At 71.3% G+C, this 25146-nt stretch carries 11 protein-coding genes; all 11 read right to left on the bottom strand.

What is annotated here, in order from left to right:
- Positions 1–325: 325 nt before the first annotated feature.
- Positions 326–12247: a YDG domain-containing protein gene (locus ACG04R_RS06040; protein ID WP_394407222.1), complete on the bottom strand. Its 11922-nt coding sequence runs from the start codon at positions 12245–12247 to the stop codon at positions 326–328.
- 79 nt (positions 12248–12326) lie between these two features.
- Complete coding sequence (locus tag ACG04R_RS06035) at positions 12327–14024, bottom strand: ShlB/FhaC/HecB family hemolysin secretion/activation protein (protein ID WP_394407220.1); 1698 nt, start codon at positions 14022–14024, stop codon at positions 12327–12329.
- A gap of 413 nt (positions 14025–14437) precedes the next feature.
- A complete protein-coding gene (locus ACG04R_RS06030; protein ID WP_394407218.1) occupies positions 14438–15976 on the bottom strand; it encodes an ArnT family glycosyltransferase in 1539 nt (512 codons plus the stop codon).
- Between the two features lie 132 nt (positions 15977–16108).
- Positions 16109–17941: a protein-disulfide reductase DsbD gene (dsbD, locus tag ACG04R_RS06025; RefSeq protein WP_394407216.1), complete on the bottom strand. Its 1833-nt coding sequence runs from the start codon at positions 17939–17941 to the stop codon at positions 16109–16111.
- A 7-nt stretch (positions 17942–17948) separates the two neighbouring features.
- Positions 17949–18863: an FAD:protein FMN transferase gene (locus ACG04R_RS06020; protein WP_394407214.1), complete on the bottom strand. Its 915-nt coding sequence runs from the start codon at positions 18861–18863 to the stop codon at positions 17949–17951.
- Between the two features lie 15 nt (positions 18864–18878).
- The gene (locus tag ACG04R_RS06015) at positions 18879–20024 is read right to left on the bottom strand and encodes a DUF3570 domain-containing protein (RefSeq protein WP_394407212.1); all 1146 of its coding nucleotides are present in this window, start codon (positions 20022–20024) and stop codon (positions 18879–18881) included.
- A complete protein-coding gene (locus ACG04R_RS06010) occupies positions 20011–20259 on the bottom strand; it encodes a DUF4266 domain-containing protein (protein WP_394407210.1) in 249 nt (82 codons plus the stop codon). The genes ACG04R_RS06015 and ACG04R_RS06010 overlap by 14 nt, the downstream gene beginning before the upstream one ends.
- Positions 20256–22967 (bottom strand): choice-of-anchor D domain-containing protein, encoded by a 2712-nt coding sequence (locus tag ACG04R_RS06005; protein WP_394407208.1) that lies wholly within the window; start codon positions 22965–22967, stop codon positions 20256–20258. Before ACG04R_RS06005 ends, ACG04R_RS06010 begins: the two co-directional genes overlap by 4 nt.
- A gap of 19 nt (positions 22968–22986) precedes the next feature.
- Positions 22987–23361, bottom strand: coding sequence for a JDVT-CTERM system glutamic-type intramembrane protease MrtJ (gene mrtJ, locus ACG04R_RS06000; RefSeq protein WP_394407206.1), 375 nt, complete (start codon positions 23359–23361; stop codon positions 22987–22989).
- A gap of 180 nt (positions 23362–23541) precedes the next feature.
- Positions 23542–24015 (bottom strand): hypothetical protein, encoded by a 474-nt coding sequence (locus tag ACG04R_RS05995; RefSeq protein WP_394407204.1) that lies wholly within the window; start codon positions 24013–24015, stop codon positions 23542–23544.
- Between the two features lie 5 nt (positions 24016–24020).
- Positions 24021–25079 (bottom strand): hypothetical protein, encoded by a 1059-nt coding sequence (locus tag ACG04R_RS05990; protein WP_394407202.1) that lies wholly within the window; start codon positions 25077–25079, stop codon positions 24021–24023.
- Positions 25080–25146 lie beyond the last annotated feature (67 nt).

Genomic DNA, 25146 nt, shown 5'->3' with positions numbered 1-25146 from the left:
CACTCCGGAGCCAGTCATCCCCCTTGTTGAACGCCGGCACTAGCTCGCGCGATGGCGATGCTTCTAGCGGCGCGGGTCGTTTCAGGCGTCATCGTACGGACACGGCGCTTTCGTGACACGCGGAGATTCGTCTCGTAACAGATGATCCAATCAGGACGCAGCCCGCCGCCAAATGGAGCGAGCCGATCTCAAGACGAGCGGCTGCGTGCTGCTGGCCATGCCGGGCCCTGACGTTCCATCAGCGTTCCGCCGTCAGCCGTAGGCGCTTCTATAACGCGTGCAGTTGAGGCGAACACCTTGCCCAGTCCTCAGCGCAGGCCGGCATTCACTGGCGGACGCGAGGCCTGTTCACTCGCACGCGGGCGACCGCTGACTGGCCGTCGCTGGTCCGCGCCGTGATCTGGATTTCCACATCGCCGACACCGGCTGGTGGCGTGCCTTCCAGCTGGCCGTTGGCCGGGTTGAAGCGCAGCCAGCCAGGCAGCGGCTGCCCGTTGGCCAGTTTGGCGCTGTAGGTCACCTGGATGCCCGGAGGCGGGCTGAACAGTCGGCTGGTCGGCAGGCCGGTGTTCAGTTCGCTACCCTGGACTTGAAGCATGGGCAGCACCACGGCGAGCCGGGCGGCCTGGCTGGCTCCCATTGCAGAGTCGGTCCCTGGGAGCGTTGGCGCGGGCACCGCTGCCGATGAGAGAGGGACGTTCGTCGGGTCGATCGGCGTGGTGGCGGACAGCACGGGGGGCGTTGGGTTGGCGGGCGGTGTCAACCCGTCGATGGCAGGCACACCAGCCCCCCCGGTGCCGAGCCCGCCACCCACGCCGACGCCCAGCACCGTGACCGAGCCGGGCGGGCCGATGGGCAGGTCGGTGAGCGTGGGCGAAGCTACGGTGATGACGGGCTGCGTGACCGTCACGTAGGGCAGCGTCGTGCGCGGGACGTCGACGATCTGGCTCTCCAGGTTCTCGGACTTGACGGCCGGGGACGGCTTGACCGTCAGCACGCCGTCCACCAGCGTGAGCTGGTAGTTCTGGGCGGTCGCACCGGTGATCTGGATGGGGTAGCTGCCCGGCGGCACGCCGGCCCCGGTGGGGGCGGTCAGCGTCGCGTTCTGCACGACGGCGGCGGTGTCCTGGTAGCGCAGCTGGCCGGTGTTGACTGACCAGGTCAGCGCCGGGTCCTGTTCCCCGGCAGTCTTGACCTTGTCGTCGGCCGTGACGGTGAGCGGCGCCTTCGTGACGGTGAGCACGCCGTCGCTCACGCTGACCACGTAGTTGGCGGCGCTGGCCTGGCCGGTGATGACGTGGGTGCCGGCCGTGGCCTGTGCGCCGGTGGGCATCGAGCTGCTGGTGAGCTGCACGACGCCGGCGGTGTCGGCGTACTTGAGCTGGGTGGCATCCACACTCCAGGTGACCGTGGGTTCAGCGGCGCCGTAGACCTTGGTCTGGGCATCCAGGCTGATCGTCAGCGGCGCCTTGCTGACGGCCAGCGTGGCCGGCACGAACTGCGTGATCTGGTAGTTGGCGTTGGTGCTCAGCGTGCCCAGTGTGATGACATGGCTGCCGGCCGTGGCGGCGGCGCCGGTGTCGGTGGCGAGCTGGCCCGCCAGGCTGCCCGCCGCGGTGTCGCCGGCGACGAGGCCCTGGCCGCCCAGCTGATAGGTCAGCGTGGGCTCGGCGGCGCCGTAGGTCTTGGTCTGGTTGTCCGCAGTGACGGTCAGGCTGCGTGGTGTGATGTTGGCCGTCGTGCTGGCCTGTGGCGTGACGGTGTAGTTGCCCAGATCGGCGCCGCCCAGCGTCGTGGTCAGCGTGACGGTCTTGCCCGAGCCGGCGTTCTTGTCGACGAAGCTGCCGGACACGCTGCCGAGCAGCACCTGGTCGCCGGACACCAGCCCCACCCACTGCAGGCTCTGCTGGCTGACGGTGGCAGTCAGCGTGCCGTCGTAGACCTTGTCCTGCCCCTGCAGGCCTTGCATCGACAGTGCCTTGGGCGTGATGTCGGCCGTGAGGCCGGTGGGCTGCGTGACGCTGTAGTTGCCGGCATCGGCGCCGCCCAGCGTGTCGGCCGCAGTGACGGTCTTGGCCGTGCCGACGTTCTTGTCGGCAAAGCTGCCGGCTTGCGTCAGTGTGACGGTGTCGGCGCCGACGATGCCGACCAGGCTGCCACCCGACAGCGAGGCGAGCAGCAGGCCGTCGTAGACCTTGTTGGCCACCGTCGTGCCGGTCACGGTCAGCGCCTTGGGCGTGATGTCGGCCGTGAGGCCGGTGGGCTGCGTGACGCTGTAGTTGCCGGCGTCGCTGCCACCCAACGTGTCGGTCGCAGTGACGGCCTTGGCCGTGCCGACGTTCTTGTCGACAAAGCTGCCGGTCTGGGTCAGCGTGACGGTGTCGGCACCGACGATGCCGACGAGGCTGCCGCCCGACAGCGAGGCGAGCAGCAGGCCGTCGTAGACCTTGTTGGCCACCGTCGTCCCGGTGACGGTCAGCGCCTTGGGCGTGATGTCGGCCGTGAGGCCGGTGGGCTGCGTGACGCTGTAGTTGCCGGCGTCGCCGCCACCCAGCGTGTCGGCCGCGGTGACGGCCTTGGCGGTACCCGCGTTCTTGTCGGCGAAGCTGCCGGCCTGGGTCAGCGTGACGGTGTCGGCACCGACGATGCCGACGAGGCTGCCGCCGCTGAGTGAGGCAGCCGTGAGGCCGTCGTAGACCTTGTTGGCCACCGTCGTGCCGGTGACAGTCAGCGCCTTGGGCGTGATGTCGGCCGTGAGGCCGGTGGGCTGCGTGACGCTGTAGTTGCCGGCGTCGCCGCCACCCAACGTGTCGGTCGCGGTGACGGCCTTGGCCGTGCCGACGTTCTTGTCGACAAAGCTGCCGGTCTGGGTCAGCGTGACGGTGTCGGCACCGACGATGCCGACGAGGCTGCCGCCCGACAGCGAGGCGAGCAGCAGGCCGTCGTAGACCTTGTTGGCCACCGTCGTCCCGGTGACGGTCAGCGCCTTGGGCGTGATGTCGGCCGTGAGGCCGGTGGGCTGCGTGACGCTGTAGTTGCCGGCGTCGCCGCCACCCAGCGTGTCGGCCGCGGTGACGGCCTTGGCGGTACCCGCGTTCTTGTCGGCGAAGCTGCCGGCCTGGGTCAGCGTGACGGTGTCGGCACCGACGATGCCGACGAGGCTGCCGCCGCTGAGCGAGGCAGCCGTGAGGCCGTCGTAGACCTTGTTGGCGACGCTGGTGCCGGTGACGGTCAGCGCCTTGGGCGTGATGTCGGCCGTGAGGCCGGTGGGCTGCGTGACGCTGTAGTTGCCGGCGTCGCCGCCACCCAACGTTTCGGTCGCGGTGACGGCCTTGGCCGTGCCGACGTTCTTGTCGGCAAAGCTGCCGGTCTGGGTCAGCGTGACGGTGTCGGCACCGACGATGCCGACGAGGCTGCCGCCCGACAGCGAGGCGAGCAGCAGGCCATCGTAGACCTTGTTGGCCACCGTCGTCCCGGTGACGGTCAGCGCCTTGGGCGTGATGTCGGCCGTGAGGCCGGTGGGTTGCGTGACGCTGTAGTTGCCGGCGTCGGTACCGCCCAGCGTGTCGGCGGCGGTGACGGCCTTGGCGGTGCCGGCGTTCTTGTCGGCGAAGCTGCCGGCCTGGGTCAGCGTGACGGTGTCGGCACCGACGATGCCGACGAGGCTGCCGCCGCTGAGTGAGGCAGCCGTCAGGCCGTCGTAGACCTTGTTGGCGACGCTGGTGCCGGTGACGGTCAGCGCCTTGGGCGTGATCGTCGCGGCCTGCGTGCCCAGCGTCAGCGTGTAGTTGCCGGCGTTGGTGCCGCTGAGCGTCAGGCCGCCGAACTGCACCTGCGAAGCCAGCGCGACCTGGCTGCTGTTGTAGGTGGCGGTGGCGGTGCCGCTGATCGACACGGTGTCCAGCGAGTAGGGCTTGCCATCGGCCGTGCTGCCGCTGCCGGCCGTTTCGGACGCCAGCAGCGCCGCCGTGCCGATGGACGTGGCGGCGACGCCGCCGTTGTAGGCGCGGCTGGCCGCGACGCTCAGGCCGCTGGCGGTCAGCGCCTTGGGTGTGATGTCGGCCTGCACGGAGCCCGCGCTGATGGTGTAGTTGCCGGCATCACCACCGCCGAGCGTCAGGCCGCCCAGCGTGACGGACTTGCCCGTGCCGGCGTTGCGGTCGGCAAACGCGCCTGAAGCCGAGCCCGTGATGTACACGTCGTCGCCGTTCAGCGCCTTGCCATCGCTGGCGTTGGCGCCGCCGCCGCTGAGGGTCGCTGCGCCGCTGACCTGGGCCGTGGTGGTGCCGTCGTAGACCTTGTTGGCGGCCGTCAGGCCGGCCACGTTGATGGCCTTGGGATTGATGGTGAAGTTGCTGCTGCCGGTGTTGACGGTGATCTGGTAGCCCAGCGACGACGCGAACGTGCCCTGGCCCGTCAGGTTGACGGTGTAGGTGCCGGCCGGCTGGTAGCCGGCGCTGGACGGCACGTAGCCGCTGCTGGTGAAGTTGAGCGAGCCGGTCGTGGCCGAGCCCTGGGTGTCGCCGTCGATGAAGCCGGTGATGCTGACGCCTGGCGCGGAGCCGGAGTCGCCGTAGGTGATGGACGAGCCGGCGCCGACCGACACGGTCAGCGTCGGTGCCGTGCTGTAGAGGAACCAGTTGCCGCTGCCGGCATAGCCCGGCGTCGAGCCGGCCGTGTAGGTCTGGTTGTAGTGCTTGCTGTAGCTGCTCATGCCCTCCGTCGTGCCGGTGGGGCTGCTGGAATAGACCAGGTAGCGGCCCGAGCCCACGCTCAACCCGGTGTCGGTGGCGAGGTTGTTGACGAAGTTGCGCCCGGCGGCCACGACGAGGTCGCCCGAGCCGGTGCTGAGCGCCTGGTTGAGCACTACATCGCTGCTGGCGCCCGCGGCCTGCAGCGTGCCGCCACTCGTGAAGGCCAGGCCGTTGACGCCGTCCACGCTGCCCACCGTGAGGGTGCTGGCCGCGTTCTTCAGCGTGCCGGAGCCCAGCTGTCCGGCGACGGTGCCGACGGCGTTGCCGCTGCCGGTCAGCGTGGCCGTGCCCGTGCCGCTGAGGATGAGCTGGCCGGCGCTGATGGCGCCTGACGCGCCCTGCGTGACGGTGCCGGCCGTGCCGGTGCCCAGCTCCAGCACGCCGGTGCTGGCCGTGAGCGTGTTGGTGCCCAGCGCCAGTGTGCCGCCGTTGGACTGCAGCGCCAGGCGCCGGCCGGTGGCCTCGCCGGAGGAGATCGCACTGCCCACCGTCACGCCGCCCGAGCCGCCCAGCAGGCTGACGTCGGCGTCCAGCGTGGCGGCGCCGCGCTTCATGCCGGCCTGCGTGAAGTCCAGCGTGCTGACGCTGGTGGCACCGCTTTGGTCGGCACGGCCGAATTTCAGGTCGGTGAAGCCGGTGGACTGCTGGATGACGGCACCGATTTCGCTGGCGAGGATGCCGAAGCCGTTGTTGGTGGCGCCCAGCGCGGCCGTCAGCGTCGGGTCGGCCGCAGCCACCTGCAGCGTGCCGCCGTTGGCGCCGACGAGCTGGGTGTCGCCCGCCAGCAGCAGGCCGCCGCCCTGGGCCGTGTAGCCGCCGACCTGGAAGACCAGCGAATTCGTGCCGCTGCTGCCGATGAAGGCGCCGCTCTGGAAGCGCACGCCGCGACCCTGGCTGCTGGCGTTGAGGCCGGCGTTGGTCACGGTGATGCTGGCGCCGCGCAGGTCGTCCAGCACGATGTCGCCGGCGGCGTTGCTGGTCTTGTCGGTGGACTTCTTCAGCGTGATGGCGAGCTGGCCGGTGCCGGCGTCCAGCGTGGTGCCGGCGCGCTGGACGATCTCGGACACGCAGCTGCTGCAGTTCGCATCCACCACGCCCTGGGCCGCGCCCTGGTTGGCGATGAGGCTCAAGTTGCCGTTGTCGGTGGTGATGTTGGCGTCCACGTAGACGCTGCGGCCGGCCTCCAGCGTGAGGTTGCCGCCGGCGCCGCTGGCCGAACTGGTGATGGCACGGGCCACACGGATGTCGTTGTTGGCCTGCAGCGTGACGTTGGTGCCGGCATCGAGCATGCCGGTGATGGCAGACGGCGTGATGACGATGTCGGTCGACGCATTGGCCGAGAAACCCAGCAGCCCGGTGGACGTGCTGCCGCCGCTGGCCGTGTAGGCGCTGCCGTCGGGCACAAAGCGGTTGCCGTTCCAGTTGGCGCCGCCGGCGTTGTGGATGGGCGTGACGACGCTGCCGCCCGACGCCGTCTCGTCCACCAGCGTGGCGGCGAACAGGTGGCTGCTGTTTTTGCCCGACGTGCTGTTGGGCGCTGCCCAGATCAGCGGCCGGTACGCCACGCGCTCGGCGCTGGTGACGGCCGTGGGCAGCATGGCGACCTGGATGTCGCTCGTCAGCGTGCCGGTGCCCACCGTCGAGGTGTTCTGGCCCAGGCCGCTTTGCGCCAGGCCCAGGATGCTGTTGCGCCAGCCAACCTGGCCGGCTGCGCCCTGCGCGCCCGACAGCAGTGTGACGGCGCCGTAGCCGTCGATGCCGCAGTAGTCGGCCGCGCTGAGGAACAGCAGGTCGCCGGTGGCGCTGCCGTTGTGGGTCAGCGTCATGAAGTTGGCGCCGACGCCGTCGCCCGCCGCGTTGCCCACCAGGCTGTTGCTGGCGCTGACCGTGGCGCCGGTGGCGGACTCGCCGTAGGCCCGGCCCGTGGTGCCGTCCACCCAGGTCACGGCGCCGGCACCGGCGCCACCGCCGCTGCGGTCGGCGGTGTTGGTCCAGTTGCTGGAGCGCACGACGTAGTTGGTCTGGCCGTTGGCCGTGACCGCCATGACGCCGTTGATCACCGAGCTGACGCCGAGGTAGCTGTCGTACAGCGAGGTCGCCATGCCGAGGTGGTCGCCGTTGGTCGAGCCGACCAGGCTGTTGCTGGCCGACACGACACCGGCGATGCCGCCCGTCGGCCCGAACGTGACGGCGCCGGCCCCGGTGGCCGAGCCGTTGGACCACCACGGACTGGCCACCGCGTAATTGCCTGCGCCCAGCGTCGTGATGCCGCCGTAGGCGAAGTGCTGCGCGGAGTTGGGGTCGATGAAGGCGGAGTAGCTGACGGCGTCGCCCGCGACGGCGCCCACCAGCGAGTTGGTCGCACTGACCGTGCCGCCGGCGCTGCCGTCCTTGAGCTGGCCGTTGCTGCCGTTGATCCAGCTGGCCGCGCCCTTGGAGGAGGGCGCGCTGAACTGGTCCCAGGCCGCGGTGGAACCCCAGAACGGCGAGGCCACGACGGCGTTGCCGTCTGCCAGCGCCTTCACGCCGCCCCAGCCGACGCGGTCGCCGTCCATCGTCGTCACGCGGTCGGGCCAGTCGTAGTTGAAGCCCTTGCCCTCGATGTAGCGGTTGATGTAGTCGGCCGAGTCGGTCATGCCGAGCAGCTTGTAGTTGCCCGTCGGCTGCTGCACGCTGGTGGAGGGCGTCGTGCCGACCAGGCTGTTGCTGGCCGAGATGGTGCCGGTCACGCCGGCCGTGCCACTGCCCCAGGTGACGGCGCCACGTTCGCTCCACCACTGCGAGTTGGACAGCACGAAGTTGCCGTTGGTCAGCTCGGTGACGCCATCGATGGGCAGGCGGAAGCCGATGTAGTCACCCGCGTGGCTGCCCACCAGGCTGTTGCTGGCCGACAGCACGCCGCCGCTGGCGCCGCCGGCCAGCTGGCCGTTGCTGCCGTTGATCCAGGTCACCGCGCCGGCCTGGGCTGCGCCGGTGTTGTTCCAGTTGGGGCTGGCTACCAGCACGTTGCCGTTGGACAGCTGCTGGTAGATCGGCGTGACGTTGAGCACGAACCCGCTGTAGAAGCCGCCGTAGCCGTCGGGCTGCACCAACAGCGGCTGCGGCTGGGGCACCGAGTAGTTGCTGCCGAAGGTGGCGGTGCTGGCGGTGCCCACGTAGGGGCCGACAGGGCGGATCGTCGTGGTGCTGGTTGCGTTGCCGCTGACGGTGCCGGAGGAGACCGTGGGCGTCGCCCAGGCTGTGGTGGCCAGCGTGCCCAGGCGGTCTCCCACGGCGGTGATGGCCGTGTGGTTGGCGTTGTTGAAGGTGTCGGCGGTGCTGCCCACCAGGCTGTTGCTGCTGCTCACCGTGCCGGTGGTGTTGCCGCTGCCCAGCCAGGTGATGGCGCCCTTGCCCGAGCCCCAGAACGGGCTCGCGACGAGGTAGCTGCCGCCGTTGAGCGCGCCGCCCAGCAGGCCGACGTGGTCGCCGGTGGTGGTCAGGTAAGTGGTGACATCCGTCCAGCTGACGCCGCCGCGCGTCTGGTTGGTGGTGGAGACGCTGGTCACGTCGGACGTGGCGCCCACCAGGCTGTTGCTGGCGCTCACGTTGCCGGCCAGGCCGGTGCCGCCGGTGCCCAGCGTGGCAGCGCCCTTGCCGCTGTCCCAGTTGGGGCTGCGCACGACGTAGTTGCCATCCGACAGCACGCTGACCGAGGCGGTCAGCAGCGCGTCCCAGTTGCCGAGGGACGTGTAGTAGGGGCCGTTGGCGCTGGAGTTGTAGTTGCCGCTGCGGTTGTCGGCGTAGTGCACGCTGCCGATGTAGTCGCCTGCGTGGTTGCCCACGAGGCTGTTGGACGAGGACACGGTGGCGCCGGTGCTGCCGGCGCCGAACGCCTGGCCGGTGCTGCCGTCCACCCAGGTCACCGCACCGTAGGCCACGGTGGTCTGCGCGTTGCCGCTGCGGTTGCCCCACTGCGGGCTCAGCACGATGTAGTTCGTGCGTTGCCCGTTGGTGCCCAGCGCGCCTACCGCCATCACACCGCCGGAGCCCACACTCTCGTAGGCTCCCGAGCCCACCAGGCTGTTGCTGCTGCTCACGGCGCCCGTGCGGCCACTGGTGCCGCTGCCCCAGGTCACCGCGCCGGCTTCGACGGTGGCGCCGTCGTCCCAGTGCTGCGAGACCACGGCGTAGTTGCTGTTGGCCAGCTCGACGATGTACTGGCCCACCTGGTCGCTGGCCGTCGACCCCACCAGGCTGTTGCTGGACGACACCACGCCCGCGACGCCTGTGCCGCCGGCGCCGAACGTGACGGCGCCGGCGCTGGCGCTCCAGCTGGTGGCGTCGACGAGGTAGTTGCCGTTGGCCAACTGGCGCAGGCCGCCGGTGAGGGCGCTGATCTGGCGGGTGGAGCTGGTGGTGGTGGAGATGCTGCTGCTGGTGTTGTAGTCGTAGCTGCTGTAGGGCGAGCTGCCGCTCAGCAGGTAGGCGCCGACGCCGTCGCCCCCGGCGCCGATCAGGCTGTTGGACGAACTGACCGCGGCGCCGGCGGTGCCAGCCGAGAAAGGCTGGCCGTTGCTGCCGTCCACCCAGGTGACTGCGCCGTTGGGGTTGTTCTCGAGGTAACGCCCGGCCGCGGTGTTGCCGTTGCCGGACCAGTACGGGCTGACGACGACGTAGTTCTGGCCCGTGCCACCGACCGTCTTGACGCCGCCGCTGCCGACGAAGTCGTAGGCACTGCTGCCGACGAGGCTGTTGCCGCTGCCGATGGTGCCGACGGCCCCACCCACGCCCGCCCAGGTGACGGCACCGGCGTAGGTGGCGCTGCCGTTGGTCCACAGCGGTGAGTCGATGGCATAGCCGCCGCCGGGCAGCGGCACGATGACCTGGCCCACCAGGTCGCCGGCGGCGCCGGGTGGCGTGGTACGCCGGTTCGTGCCGCCGTCGCTGTACTGCAGCGGCAGCGAGGCGTTGCCGAAGCGGTCCAGGTCCACCGGCGTGTAGAGCGGATTGCTGGGCGTGCGCTGTCCCAGCACGTAGACCTTCTTGCTGCTGTCGCTGGCGGCCGTGTCCACCGGGGCCAGCGTACGGTTGGGCGTGCTGCCGACGAGCGCGTTGCTGCTCGAGATCACGCCGCCGGCCGCGCCGGCGGCGAGTTGGCCGTTGGTGGCGTTCATCCATGCCACGGCGCCGCGGCCGTTGAACCAGGTGGGCACGCCGATGACCAGGTTGCCGTCAGTCAGCTCGGTGATGGTGGTGCCCGGGCGCACGACGTAGTTGCCGCCCGCATCCAGCACGTCGGCGGCGCCGACGCGGTCGTTGGCCGTCACGGTGACCGAACCCTGGTTGGTTACCGTCAGGCTGCTGTAGCCGTAGCGGGTCATGCTGTCGCTGTTGGCGGTGCTGCCCACAAGGCTGTTGCCGCTGCTGACGCTTGATGAGCCGCTGCCGCTGAGGCTCTGCCAGGTGATGGCGCCGGCCGAGGCGGTTGTGCTGTCCACCAGCGCGTAGGCACGGCTGGCCACCGGCGCGGCGCCGGTGCCGTTGCTGTCCTGCGAGTCGTATGACGTGACGGTCTTGCTCGTCACCGTGCCGTAGTCGGGGCTGAGCACCAGGTAGTTGCCGTTGCCCAGCACCTTGATGCCGCCGCTGCCGATCCTGTCGCCTTGGCTGGTGCCTCGCAGGTTGGCCAGCAGCGCGCCTGTCTGGCTGTTGAACAGGTAGGTGGCGCCAGTGAGCGTGGTGGCGCCCGTGTTGGCACTGGGCGCGGTGACGACGACGTTGCCGTTGGTGAGGACCTGCACGGTGCTGCCGAAGCCGTTGGTGGTGCCGGGCGTAGGGTCGCTCAGGTCCAGCGTGGCGAGCGCGGCCGAGGCGTTGTCGACGAGGATGTTGCGCGGGTCCAGCAGCAGCTGGCCGTTGCGGCCGTCGCGGCTGGAAAGGTCGGCCAGGCCCTGGAAGACGAGATCCTGCTTGCCCGAGACCTCCGCCTGGCCACCGGCGCCGCCCTGCGAGCCGCCGCGGGCGCTGAGGCTGCCGGCGAACATCGTCTTGGCGTCGGACCAGACCACTACCTGCCCGCCGTTGCCTTGCGTGCCGTTGGCATCGGCCCGCAGCGTGGTCGCGGCATTGATGCCCACGGTCGTGGCGTTGCCGAGGTCGGCATCGGCGCCGTGGAAGCCGCCGCCGATGCGCAGCCGCCCGCCCTGTGCGCCGCTGGCATCCAGCGTCGCGGCGCGCAGCTGCACGCTGGCCGCGGTGAGGTCGATGCTGCCGCCGGTGCCGGCGCTGGATTGCGCGCTGAGCTGGGCGGAGCTGTAGATCGTGGCGCTGCTGTCCGCGCCGGTGCTGCCGGTGATGGCGATGCGGCCGCCGGCCGTGGCGCCGTCGGCGACGATGGCGGCCTGGGTCGTCTGGATGACCGTGTCGGCCTGCAACTGCACCGAGCCGCCCGCGCCGGTGGCGGACGAGACGTCCAGCCGTGCCGACTGGCCGACGTAGTCGCCCTGCAGCTGGATGCTGCCGCCGTCGCGCGCCGTGATGGCGCCGCTGACGTCGAGGTTGCCGCCGCTGAGCGACACGCGCCCGCCCTGGGCCGAGATGCTGCCCGAGTTGCTGACCAGGCGCACCACACCGTCCTGCTCCAGCATCTGGCTGGCGCTGCTGCCGCCGGCCACGGCCTGCTGCAGCAGTTGGCGCGCGGCGCCGGCCGCGAGGATGACCTGGCCGCCATCGGCCACCAGCGCCTGGCGGTTCTCGATCAGCGTATCGAGCGTGCTCGGGTCGACCTTGATGCCCAGCAGCTGCGAACCGTCGAAGTTCAGCGTCACCGCGTCGCCGCCGGCCAGCGCCACCGTGCCCAGGCGGGCGCTGACGACGCCCTCGTTGCGCACCTCGGGCGCCAGCAGCGCGATGTAGCCGCCGTCGGCCGCCGTCAGCGTGCCCTGGTTGACGACGCTGGCCGAGCCGCTGCCGCGCGTGAAGCGCAGGCGGCCGGCCATGAAGTCCTCGTCCGAGAGGTTCATCGTCGATGCCACCAGCCCGCCCACATCCACCTGCGAGCCCTGGCCGAAGACGATGCCGTTCGGGTTGACCAGCAGCACCTGGCCGTTGGCGGTGAGCTTGCCGAAGACCTGCGACACGTTGCTGCCGACGACACGGTTCAAGGCGACCGAACTGGCATTGGGCTGCAGGAAGCGCACCTCGGCCTGGGCGCCAATGTCGAAGCTCTGCCAGTTGATGGCCGCTTTGGCGCTGCCCTGGGTGACGTCCAGGCGGGCGCCGTTCTGCGTCCATTGCGCCTGGCCCTGCGTCACGGTGCCGCCCTGCGGCAGCGCCGTGGCGGGCGGCGGCGTGGCCTGAGCCCAGGCCGACAGCGCCGCGCCGGCCAGCACGACGCTGGCCACCGCCTTCGACGCGCCCGAGCGGCCCTTGCCGCGGCCGCTTACGAGCTCCGCCACGGCCACGTAGCCGCCGGCGGCTTCGCTCCACACCAGTCGGAACGCACGGTTCATCGAGCCAGGACCACGATTTGTCATGTCACACCTCAACGATTTCTAGCCAGGAGAGCGGGGCAGGGCAGAGCCGGCCGCCTCAGAACCACTTGGACAGCGAGAGCAGGACGCGCGTTTCCTTGTGCGTGCCATCGGCATCCAGTTGGGTCGCGGGGTTGCGCGTGGGGTTGCGCCCGTGGCGGTGGGCCAGCGCGGCCCGTGCCGCCAGGCCATCGGGCCCGTCCCAGCTGAGCTCAACGCCCGAGCCGCTCAGGTGGAAGCGGTTGGGCTGCAGCGTGGCGACGTTGACGTTCTCGTCGCGCCAGCCCAGGCCCTGGTCGTGGAACAGGCTGACGGCCCAGGTCGGCGCGAACTTGAACTTCCAGTCCACGTTCAACAGCAACCCCGCGTCCACGCTGGGCTCCGACACGCTGTAGGCGCGCACCGCGTAGGGGCCGGCGAGCTGGAGCTTCTCGGACGGGTCCAGGTTCTTGCTGGACTCCTGTGCGAAGGCCGAGACGGTCAGCGTCTGTCGCGCATCCAGCCGCTGCAGCCGCGTCAGTGACAGGTTGAAGTGGGCGAAGCGACCGTTGCGGTGCGGGCCGCCGGCCAGTTGGTCGCTGGCCAGGTCGGCGGCGTTGCCCGACATGTCCAGCTTGCCGGCCACGGCCTGCGCGGCCACCATCCAGACACCGCCGCCGCCCCAGTTGTCGCGTCGGTCCAGGTTGAAAGACAGCGTCATCAGGTCGATGTGCTTGCGGCTCAGCTCCACGCCGGCCACGAGGTTCTTGAAGTGCTTGCGCTCGACCGCGAGCTGCAGGCTGGCGTTGCGCTCGGTGCTGCGCTGCAGCGGGTAGCTCAACAGCCCACCCAGCGTGCTGGCGTTGCCGGCGTAACGCACCGTGTTCAGGTCGTAGCCGTAGTGCAGGGCCGAGGTCTGCAGCGTGGCTCTCAGCCCGTCGCTGCCCAGCGGCAGCCCCACCGCCGCACGGCCGTAGGTGGAGCCCTTGCTGCCGAAGGTGGCCAGCGTCCACTGGTCGCCCTGGGCCAGCGGCCCGTTCAGCGCCAGGTTGACGGCAACGCGGGCCTCGCCCGTGGCGCGGGCGCCGGTGTTGTCCAGCAGCGCGTTGCCGCTCAGCAGCGGGGCGTCGGTCAGTGCGGCGACGAGGCGCGTGTCGCCGGCCTTGTCGCCCGGCTCCAGCACCGAGGCGGCATGCATGCCCGGCGTCTCGTTGAGCAGCGTGATCGCGCGCTGCACGTCGTCTGTCCGCAGCGGCTCGCCTTCCTTCTGGCGGGCCAGCAGGTAGTCGCGCGCCCGTGCCTCGGGCAGCGCGCGCGGCGCGCCGCGGTTGTCGATGCGCACCGCCGACAGCCGGCCCTCGGCCACCTGGATGCGCACGGCGCCCTGGCGGATCTCCTGCTCCGGCAGCCAGGCGCGTGCGAGGTAGCCGCGCTGTCGGTAGGCCTCCACGATGGCCTCGGTCGCGCGCTGCAGCGAGGCCAGGTCTTGCCGCTGCCCCACCCAGGGCTTCAGCACGGCCTGCAGCGACCCGGCATCGATCAGCTGGGCACCCTGGACATCGAAGCGTTCCACGACGACGCCGGGCCCCTGCGTCGTGGGGGACGGCCTGGGCGCCGCGGGCGCCGGCAGCGCGGCGGGACGGGCCGGCTTTGTGGCCCGCTCGGCCTCCCGCAGCAGGTCTTCGCCGGTCGGCGGCGTCTGGGCTCGTGCCATCGACGTCAACAACAGCGCCGCACTGGCGGCCAGGGGGCTGAGCAGTCGTCGGGCTCGATGCATCTGCGTCTCCGTCCTTTGAGTCGGGTCGCTTGACCGAAGCCTGTCGGAAAGGAGCGCGAGGCCAGGCCGGCGCGCAGGCCGGTTTGGCTTGATGACGGCTCCCTACCCGAGGCTGGCCGGCGCCGACCGTCGGTGGACACCGTTCGATCAGCGGGTCATGCAGCCCTGGTTCTTCAACTTGTCGAGGCCATCCTAGTCCTGCACTCGGCGCGCCGACAAGCCGTTTCGTCAGCAAGATCGCTGCGAGATCAACGGCACTTGTCGGCCGTCAAAGAAGTCTGTAAGGCAGCAACATCAACAGGCACGCTCATGAGCAGAGGCGTAGTTTTGGTGGCGACCATGGAGGCTCTTCTCGGGGCGGCCAAATGCCGCTCGCGCCGCGATCAGCAATCCCGGGCAGGTCGCGGATGACGCTACCGAGCGTCCGTCACGACCCGCCAGAGCGTGGTGCCGCGGACCGTGGCCACCGGCTGCGCATGCAGGAGGAGGGGCCATGTGAGCGCGGCGTCGGCAGGGCCCAGCACCCAGTTGACGGGTGCTTGGCGCAGGGCAGAGGCGAGGTCGCGTTTCTCCAGCAGCGAGAGGCGCGCTGCGGCAGGTGCGAAGCGCCCGGCATCGGCCAGTTCCCTGCGCCAGTTGTCCTGGCGCTGCACCTCGTCGCCGGACCAGTCGTCGACGACCCGGACCGGCGCCTGCAGGTGCGCGTAGAAGGGCACGTCGAAATCGTAGTGGTTCAGCATGAACACCGGTTCGTCGGGCGCGCGCCGGGCCGCGATGATCTGCGCGAGCTCGCGCGTCGAGTGCCTGGGTTGCCAGCTGAACCACGCCACGATGCCCAGGCCCAGCACCGCGGCGACTGCGAAGCTGGCGTGCCAGAGCTGCCGTGAACGCACCGACGGTGCCGGCCGGGCGAGGAAGGAGTCGGCGATCAGCCAGGCCAGCGGCGGCACGGCCGGCAGCACGTAGCCGATCAGCTTGGACGCTGGCAGCGAGAAGAACCCGACCACCACCACCAGCCACACCGCCATCAGCAGCCGCACCGGGCTGCGGCTGGGGTGCTGGAAGTAGCCCCGCGCCGTGGCTGCCCGCAGCCAGGGCAGGAAGGGCGCCGCGCCCGCGGCCAGTACCGCCGGGTAGAACCAGAACGGCTGGACGTTGTTGAAGCCGCCGGCGGCAAAGCGCTTGAAATGCTGGACCACGAAGAAATAGTCCAGGAAGCCGTTGAAGCGCAGCTGCATGGCGACGAACCACGGGCAGGCGATGGCCGTGAACAGCAGCACGCCGCGCCAGGAAATCAGCGCCCGCAGCACCGCGCCGCGCCGGCGCAGCAGCAGCCACAGGGCGACGATCAGCCCCGGCAGCACGGCGCCGATCAGCCCCTTGGCCAGCACGCCCAGGGCGGCCATGACGTAGGCCGCCTCGCGGGTGCCGTGGTGCTGGCGGCCGTGCTCGGCGCTGAGCGCCGCATCGGCCAGCAGCAGCACCGTGGCGCTGATGCAGCCCGCCACCAGCATGTCGAGGTTGGCGAACTGCGCGCCGAGGAAGAAGAGCGGCTGCACGAGCAGCACGCGCAGCCCCACACGCGCCTCGCCCGCCGGCGTCCAGCGGCGCGCGAAGGCATGCAGCGACAGGGCCGCCAGGCAGGCGCCGAGCAACGGCGCGGCCCGGGCGGCCCAGGCGTTGGCGCCGAAGACCGACATCGAGGTCGCCGTGATCCAGTAGAACAGCGGTGGCTTGTGGAAGTAGGGCAGGCCGTCGAGCGTCGGCGTCAGCCAGTCGCCCGATCGCAGCATCTCCAGCGCCACGCCGACGTAGCGCCCCTCGTCGGGCAGCATCAGCGGCCGTGCCCACGCGGTGGCAGCCAGCCATGCGAACACCGCCGCCGCAACAACCCAGCCCCGCGAATGCAGCCGCTGAGACTCCCATTCGCCAGCATCGGTCGCGGCCGTCATGGCTGCATCTCCTTCAGGCCGCCCAGGATCGGGCCGGCGCCGCCCGCTTGTGCGGCCAGCCGCAAGGCCACGAAGCCCACTGTGTGTTGAATGTCGGCAGTCATCGGCCAAGGCCTCCTGGAACGTGGCGCTTCATCGCGACGCGCAGCCTTGCGGCGACAGGGCGCAGAGCCGCGCCAGCATCAGCTCGGGCGGCAGCAGTCCGGCCACCGTGTCGCGAGCCTGGGTGTCGCCGCGCGGGAACATCACCAGCCCCGGCGGGCCGAACAGGCCGAACTGGCGCAGCAGCGCACGGTGCTCGGGGCTGTTGTCGGTCACGTCGACGCGCAGCAGCTCGAAGCCGCCCAGCGCCTGCTGCACGGCCGGGTGGTGCAGCGTGTCGCGCTCCAGCTCCTTGCAGGCGACGCACCAGTCGGCGTAGAAGTCCAGCAGCACCGGCCGTTGCGCCTGGCCTAGCGCCGCCTGCAGCGCAGCCCGGTCGGGCACGGTGCGAAAGCCGCGGCTGTTCTCGGGCAGCGTGGCGGTGGAGGCGGACGCGAGCGAGCTGCCGCGCGACAGCGGCGCGAGCGGCTGCATCGGGTCGTCGGCGCCCATCGCGCTGCCGACCAGGTCGAGCGCGCCGAACAGCGCCAGCCCCAGCGCCACGGTCCTGAGGCCACGCAGCCCGGGCCCCGGGTGGGCCGGCAGCGGCTCGAACACGCCGAGGAAGGCCGCGGTTGCCAGCGCCAGCAGGCCCCAGCCGGCCACGGCCACGCTGGCCGGCAGCAGGCTGCGCACCATCCACCAGGCCGTGGCGATCAGCACCACGCCGAAGACATGCTTGACGCGGTCCATCCAGGCGCCGGCGCGTGGCAGCAGGCGGTCGGCCGACATGCCCGCGAGCAGCAGCGGCACGCTCATGCCCGCGGCCAGGCTGAACAGGGCCAGGCCGCCCAGCACGACGTCATGCGACTGGCCGATGTAGAGCAGCGCCCCGGCCAGCGGCGCCGCCACGCAGGGGCCCACCATCAGCGCCGACAGCGCACCCATCACCGCCGCGCCGCCGAGCGCCCCGCCGCCGGCGCGGTCGCTCGCGGCCGACAGCCGCGTCTGCAGCGCGACCGGCAGTTGCAGCGTGAACACGTCGAACATCGACAGCGACAGCAGCCCCAGCAACGCGGCGAAGCCGATCAGCACGGCCGGCTGCTGCAGGTAGCCGGCCAGCCCTTCGCCGGCCAGGCCCGCGGCCACACCCAGCGCCGTGTAGACCAGGGCCATGCCCAGCGCGTAGGCGCCGGCCAGGCGCAGGCCCTGGCCGCGCGTGGCCTGCTTCTGCCCCACGATGATGGACGACAGGATGGGCACCATCGGCAGCACGCAGGGTGTGAACGACAGCAGCAGGCCGAACAGCAGGAACAGGCCCGTGACCTGCCAGGCGCTGCCCTGGCGCAGCACGGCGCTGGCGCGGTCGGTGTCGGCGGCCGGGGGCGCCGCCACGGCCACCGTGGCCACGGGAGCGGGCGTCGTCGCCGCCTCGGCGGGCGGGTCGGCCTGTTGCAGCGCGAGCGGTCCCGGGCTGGCGCCGTCCAGCCGCGCGACGCGCTGCTCGGGCGGGTAGCACAGGCCTTCGTCGGCGCAGCCCTGGTAGTCGAGCCGCAGCTCGTGCGCGCCGGCTGGCAGCGCGACGGCCACGTCCAGTTTGCGGTGGTAGACCTGCAGGGGCTCGCCGGTATCGGGGTCGGGCTTGACCTGCGCCGGTGGCATGACCGGCTGCAGGGGCTGGCCGTCGACGCTCAGGTGCAGGCGGTCCCGGTAGAGGGCATAGCCCTCGGCGATGCGCCAGTGCAGATGCAGTGCCGGGCCGGCCGCGCGCAGCTCGGCCTGGGGGGTGAAGGCATCGTCCACGTCGAGGAAGTCGGCCGCGTGGGCAGCGGGCGGCAGCAGCAGGCCGCTCAGGGCCAGGGCGCAGAGGCGTTGCAGGAGCATGGTGGCGTTAGGCGTCGGGTGCGTTGGCGGGGCCGCGGTGAGGGCGGCCGTCGGGGCCGATGGCCAGCCAGGGCAGGCCGGTGTTCTCGAGGAAGGCGCTGCCGCGTGCTTCCAGCAGCATTGCGACCGTGGTGCAGCTGCCGGCCGCGATGCACAGCGGTGCGGCCACGCTCACCGACTGCCAGTGCGACACGGGCCAGCCCGTGCGCGGGTCCAGCACGTGGCAGTAGCGCCGGCCATCGAGCTCGAAGAAGCGCTCGTAGTCGCCGCTGGTGGCCAGGCCGCCCTGGCTCAGCGCCAGTTCGGCTGTCACGCGGCCGGCTTCGCGCGGATGCTGGATGCCGATCATCCAGGGGCGGCCGTCGGGCTGCGGGCCCAGAGCATGCAGGTCGCCGCCCAGGTTGACATAGCCGTGACGGGCGCCGGCCGCGTGCAGCACGGCCGCGACGCGGTCGGCCGCGTACTCCTTGCCGAAGCCGCCGAAGTCCAGCTCCATGCCGGGCTGCGGCAGGCGGATCGCGTCGCCGTCGCGCTCGACGCGCTGCCACCCGACCAGGCCGCACAGCTGCTGCAGCTCGGCCGCATCGGGCAGCCGCGGGTGGCGGAAGTCCCAGGCCCGGCGCAGCACGCCGGAGGTGATGTCGAACAGGCCGTCGCTGCTGCGGTGCAGCTGGTCGGCGTAGCCCAGCAGGGCCAGGGTCTCGGCGTCGCAGCGCACCGGCTCGCCGCCGGCCGCGGCGTTGATGCGCGACACGATGCTGTCGGGCCGGTAGCGCGAGAACGTCTGCTCGATGCGCCGCACCTCGGCCACGGCCAGGTCGGCCCAGTGGCGGGCCGTGCCCGGGTCGGGCGCCGCCACGCGCAGGTTGCAGCGCGAGGCCATGGCCTGGAAGGGCAGGTTCTCGACGATGAGCTCAGGCATGGCGGCGGCCGGCGGCTAGTACTGCCACCTGAGGCCCAGCTGCAGGATGTTGGCGTGGAAGGCCGCCAGGCCCGCGCTGCCGCCACCGCCGAGCCGCCAGCTGCTGCGCTGCTCGTAGCGGTCCAGGCTGGCGTTGACACTCCAGTCGCGGTCGATGCGGTAGTCCAGCTTCAGGCCCACGGTCAGCGCGCCGAAGGCCGACAGCCGCTGGTCGGGCGAGCTGTAGGCCGTGCTGCCCAGCGTGTAGCCCACCGGGAAGGGCGCGCCCAGCGCGGGGTCGTAGGTCGGCCCGTAATAGAAGCTGGCGGCGCTTTGCGTGTAATAGCGCAGCGAGGGTGTCAGCGTCAGGTTGTTCGGCAGTGGCTGCGCCCACTCCAGCCCCAGGGTGTGAGAGCGCACGCCCCAGGTGTTGCTGTAGTAGCGGTAGCTCGTGTGCAGCGCGGCCTGGAACGGGTCGAGGTAGTGGTTCCAGCCGACCGACAGCGTGGTCTCGTCGCGGCTGCGCGGGCGGTTGTCGACGAGCTTGTAGGGGTCGGAGAAGTAGCCGTGGCCGCCGGTGTAGCCGACGTTGAGCTGCAGCACGTCTTCCGTGCTGAGCACCTGGGTCACGCCGGCGATCCAGGAGGCGGTGCGCTTGCGCTCGTCCTGCACGACGTTGTTGACCGGGTTGATGCGGTCGTTGCTGACCGAGGTGCCCAGCGACAGCGTCGTGTTGTTGTCGTCGGTGGACCACTTGCCCAGCACCGACAGTCCCTTGGAACGGTAGTCGTGTTCATTGGACGAGCTGGCGCCCAGCGTCACGGACGCGCGCTGGAAGTAGCGGGTGGCCTGCAGGTCGACCGCCTCGCGCTCGTCGTGCATGTGCGAGGCGCTGCTGATGTCGCTGTGCCAGCGCGGCGAGGCACCCGACACGTCGTCGTGGACCAGCGTCAGGTTGCTGGCCCAGTGCTCGCCGAGCCGGTTGGTGAAAGACACCGTCGGCGAGTGCACGCGGATGCGGCTCAGGCCGGGCTGGCCGTCCTCGTAGGACATGAACTTCACGTCAACGGCGTTGCGCTCGGGCGGTTCGTCGGCCTGGGCCAGCGGCGCGAGGCCGGGCAGCAGCAGGGCCGCCGCGAGGATGGCGCCGCCGGTGGGTGCGCGAGACTCAGTTGCAGCCACAGCCACCTCCCGCCACGCCATGGCCGCCGGCCGAGGCTTCCTTGCTGCTGTAGACATGCTCCATCAGGCCCTGGCGAAGCGGGTCGCCGTCGAAGGCCATCTCGGGTTTGGCGAGCTTGCCTTTTTCCCAGGGCTGGACGGGATCGGCCAGGTTGGCGCAGCCGCTGGCGGCCAGGCAGAGCGCGGCGGCGGCCAGCAGCAGCAGCGGGCGGTTCGGGGGGGCGGTGGATTTCATCGGGTGGCTCCGATTGCTTGACGGATCTGTTGTTCGAGCTCGGCGCGCTCGGCCTCGCGGAAGCCCTGGTGCACGGCGATCACGCGGCCGTCCGGGCCGATCAGCACGCTGGTGGGCATGCCCTTGACCTGGAAGCTGCGTGGCGTGGCACCGTTGGCGTCCAGGGCGACGGCGAACTGGGCCGGGTGTTCGGCGAGGAACTTCTGCGCATCGGCGCTGCGCGCATCGACGTTGACGGCGAGCACCTGCAGGCCCGCTGCGGCGTACCTGGCCTGCATGTCGTTCATCCAGCCGAAGCTCTGCTTGCACGGGCCGCACCAGGAGGCCCAGAAGTCCAGCCACACCACCTTGCCGCGGTACTGGGCCAGCGTCACGCGCTCGCCGTTCAGGCCGGGCAGATCGAGGCCGGGGGGCTGTGCGCCGACGTCGAGCGCGCGGGCCGACGGTGCGGCCACCGCGAGGGCCAGTGCCAGGGCGCCGCCGGCGCGTTGCAGCGCCTGCCGACGTCGGCGCCACAGGCCGGTGACGATGGCACCCGCGAGCAGCAGTGGCAGGCTGGCGTCGCGCCCGCTCGTGGTGGCCGTGCAGCCGCCGCCGCCCGAGCTGCCGCTGGAGTTGGACGTGGCAGCCGCGGTGCCGGTGACGCTCAGGGTGGCGCTGGCCGTCAGTGCGACGGCGTTGCCGGCCGGGCCGCTGCCCTTGGCGGTCAGCGTGCCGCTGGCGCTGCCGGTGGCCGTGGGCGTGGCGACGACGGGCAGTGTGCAGCCCTTGCCGGGGAGCAGCGTGAACGGCGCTGCACTGCAGTCGCCGCTGGTGGTGGTGGACAGCGCGAACACGCTGCTGCTGAAGCTCAGGGAACTCACGGTGGCCTCCTGGGTGCCGGGGTTGGAAAGGGTCAGGCGTTGCACGCCGCTGGCCTGGGCGACCGTGACGCTGCCGAAGTCCTGCGTGGCCGGCGTCAGCGTGAGCTGCGGCGCGCCGGTGGCAACCGCGTTGCCGCTGAGCGTGAGCGCATAGCTCGCGCCGGTGTTGGTCTGCAGGCTGAGCGTGGCGGTGAGGGGCGAACCGGGTTCCACCGGCGCGAAGCTCGTGACGATGCTGCAGCTGCCACCCGCGGCGACGCTGCCGCCGGTGGCGCAGGTGCCGGCGAGCTGGAAGTCCACCGTCGAGCCGGCGGACAGCGAGAGGCTGGAGATCGTGAAGGCCGTGTTGCCGGTGTTGGACAGCGTCGTCGTGTGCGTGGCCGAGGACTGGCCGGTCAGGGTGTCGGCGAAGCTGATCGTGCCGCTGTCCGACAGCACCGGCGTGGCCACCGGCACGGCGATGCCGCTGCCGCTCAGCGCCACCGTCAGCGCCGCGCTGCTGCCGTTGGAGGGCAGGCTCAGCGTGGCGGTGTCGCTGCCGATGGCGGTGGGTGTGTAGGCCAGGCCCAGCGTGCAGCTCGCGCCGGCGGCCAGCGTGGTGCCACAGCCGTTGCTCGCGAGGGTGAACGCGCTGGCGCCGGCGAGCGTCGGCGTGCCCAGCGTCATGGCGGCCGTGCCGGTGTTGGACCAGGTCACCACCTGCGCGGCGGCGGCCGTGTTGATCGTGACGTTGCCGAACGCGATCGTGGCTGGCGAACGTGCGGCGACCGGTGCCGGCACCGCCGTGCCGGTGCCGGCGAGTGTCAGCGTCTGCGCGCCGTTGCTGGCGTTGGAGGCGATGCTCAGGCTGGCGCTGTGGGTGCCGATGCGGCTGGGCGTGAAGCCCAGCGTCAGCGTGCAGCTCGCGCCGGCCGCCACGGCCTGGCCCACGGCGCAGCTGCCGGTCAGCGAGAAGGCGGAGGCGTCGCTGCCGCCCAGCGTCAACGCGCTGAAGTTCAGCGCCGCGGTCCCGGTGTTGGACACGGTCACCGACTTGGCCGCCGCGGCCGTGCCCACCACGCTGCTGCCAAGGTCCAGCGTGCTGGCCGACAGCGCAATGACCGGTGCCGGCACGGCGCTGCCGGTGCCCGACAGCGCCACCGTCGTGCTGCCGCCGCTGGCGTTGTGCGTCAGCACCAGCGATGCTGCCAGGGTGCCTGCCGCCTGCGGTTTGAAGGTCACGTAGACGGTGCAGCTGGCGCCTGCGGCCACGCTGCCGCCGGCCGCGCAGGCGCTGCTGCCCGTTCCCAGCGCGTAGCTCGCGGCGGCCGTGCCGCTGAGGCTGATGGCGCTCAGCGTCAGTGCCGCAGTGCCCGTGTTGGACACGACGACGCTGCCGGACGTGCTGGCGCCGACCGTCGTCGTCGCGAAGCTGAGGCTGGTTGGCGTGACGCTGATGGCCGGCGCAGCGGTCACGCTGGGGTTGGCCAGGTAGGCCGCGATGTTGTCGATGTCGGTCGACGTGAGCTTGTTCTTGTAGATGCCCATGCCGCCCGTGTTGTTGTTGATCGCCTGCGTGATCAGCGTCGGGTTGTTGGCGCCCAGGAGGATGCGGGAGATGTTCTGCGACGGGTTGGTGCCATGGCACAGCGCGCAGGCCTGGGCGGTGCTGTTGCCGCTCTGGTAGAGCGTCTTGCCGGCCAGTGCGTCGGCGGCGTGGGCAAGACCCGGCACCGTCAGCGCCAGCAGCATTGCCAGGGCCAGCGCCAGCAGGGCCAGCAGGGTCGTCAGGCGCGGGGCCCAGCGCTGCAGCCGGTTGCGATGGCCGTGCAGGTGGGCAGGGGAGGGTCGGAGTCGAAACGGCAAGGTCTGTCCTCGGTAGCACTCAGGTGAATTCGGGGCGGCAGCTGGCCCAGGCCGCCAGGTTGCCGGCGGCGTGCAGGGCGGCGCAGGCCCGCCAGTCGCGCTGGCGGGCGTAGACGCTGCCGATGAGCAGGCTCATCGGCGCGACCATCAGCGCCGTGCCCCAGCCGCGGCCGGCGTGCAGCGCGGCGAAGGCCAGCGATGCCAGCAGCACGCTAACGAGCCGGGCGCGACCGGCGGGCGGCGCCATGCGTTGCAGCAGGGCTTCCTGCAGGCCGGCGCGCACGACCCACTCCTCCACCAGCGGCGCCAGCACGAGCAGCCAGAGCAACTGTTCGGGCCGCTGCCACAGCAGCGGGCCCTTGCAGATGAGCGGGTTGGCAAGCAAGGAGTCCATGGTCCGGCGGCAGCTCGGCCCCATGGCCGGCGGGCTGTCCAGGTGCTCTCAGCGCAATTGCCGTTCCAGGTGCCGAACAGGGTCAGGCAGCCGAAATCAAGGGCTTGCCGCCCCCAGACCCGCAAGAACTTGCGCACTCGCTTGCGCACTGCGCAAACTTTTGCGCGCTACGGGCGGGGCTCAGTGCGGGCAGCTGGCGTCGGTGCCAGGCACCAGGGCCACGACGATCACGCGCTTGTCCTGCGTGCAGGACGAGACGTAGCCGATCGCGCCCGGCGTGCTGGCCACGAAGCGGATGACCGCCTCCTCGGACGCCAGCACGGCCGGTGGCAGCACGCCGTGGAAGTACTGGTCGTTCCAGTAGTCCTGCATGTCCTCCGGGCTGCGCTTGAACAGCCGCAGCGAGAACTGGCGTCGCAGCGCATGCGCCGCCGGCAGATTGACCGGCACGATGCGGCTGCCGTCGTCCCACAACTGGCGCTTGCGGCGGAAGATGGCGGCGACCGTCGGCAGATTGACCGTCGTGACCGGACCGGGGCCCATCACGACGGCGATGCCAGGCTCCGGCGCGGGCCAGGCGTGCTGCCAGACGCCAGCCAGCAGCATGAGCGCTGCGGCGGCGAGCAGCCGGGGGCGCAGGGGGCGCTGTCGCATCCCGGTCAGAACAGGCCGGTCACGGACAGCTGCCAGCCGCTGGGCAGGTCGGGGCTGTCGGTCGAGGTGCGGTCGTATTCGGCCTTGAAGACCCAGTGCCGATGCCCTTTGAAGACGACGCCTAGCACGGTGCTGTGCAGCGCCGGCCGGCTCTCGTACTCCAGCTTCTCCACCCGCAGCACGCCCGACCAGCCCGCGCCCAGCGGATGCACCAGTTGCACGAAGCCGCCGTGTTCGCTGCTCTCGTAGCCATCGCCCCCGCGCCGTGACAGTACCTCCGCATGCACCTGCAGTCGCCCCAGCTGCCACAACAGGTCCAGCCCACCGAGGCGGCGATGGTCGGTGTCCTCGTCCCGCTGGTTGAAGCCGGCGATCGAGATGCCGAGCTGCGCGTCGCTGCCCAGCGGCAGCACGACGCGGGCACCCACGGCACGCGAGAAGGCATCCTGGGCGGCGCCCGCACGCCAGTTCTGCCCCGGGGCGACGTAGATCTGATAGTCCACGTCCGACAGGCCCAGGCTCGTGCTGCCGAAGGCCATCACGCCCGTGGCGTTGGCCGGGAAGGCGGAGCGCGACAGCAGCGGGCGGGACGTTGTCCAGGTCAGTGGGTCGGGATGGTCCTGGTTCCAGCGGCCGATGGGAGTGAGGAACTTGCCGACCCGCCAGGTCAGCGCGTCGCTGGCCCGCCAGTCGGCGTAGATGCGCTCCAGCGCGAGGGTGGCGCCGGAGTCGGGGCGGTCGCGGCCCTCGTCGTGCGCGGGGATCTGCAGGCCGTGCTGACTGTCCACCTCCGCCAGCAGCTTCCACTGCGGGCTGGGCTCCCACCACAGGATGGCGCTCAGGTGGCTGAGCGCGAGCGTCGTGCGGCCGGTGGCTTGCGATCTGGCGGCGGGCGGCGCGTCGGCGGCGTTGCGGTGAATGTCGGCCACACCGTTAGCGCCGATTGCAGGCGTACTGCCGCGGGGCACGTCCAGTTCGACCGTTGCATAGCCGCCCAGCGTCAGCCCGTCGCGCAGTTGCGTGCCGATCGCAGGCCCTTCCCCGGACTGAGCGAGCGCGGGCATGGCAAGCGCCCAGCCCAGCATCAGCCCAAGGCCCGCCGCTGCCCACCGGGCCCGGGCACGTTCGATG

Source organism: Pelomonas candidula (assembly GCF_043555985.1).
Lineage (GTDB): Bacteria > Pseudomonadota > Gammaproteobacteria > Burkholderiales > Burkholderiaceae_C > Pelomonas > Pelomonas candidula.
This window is presented reverse-complemented; position numbering and strand designations above follow the sequence as displayed.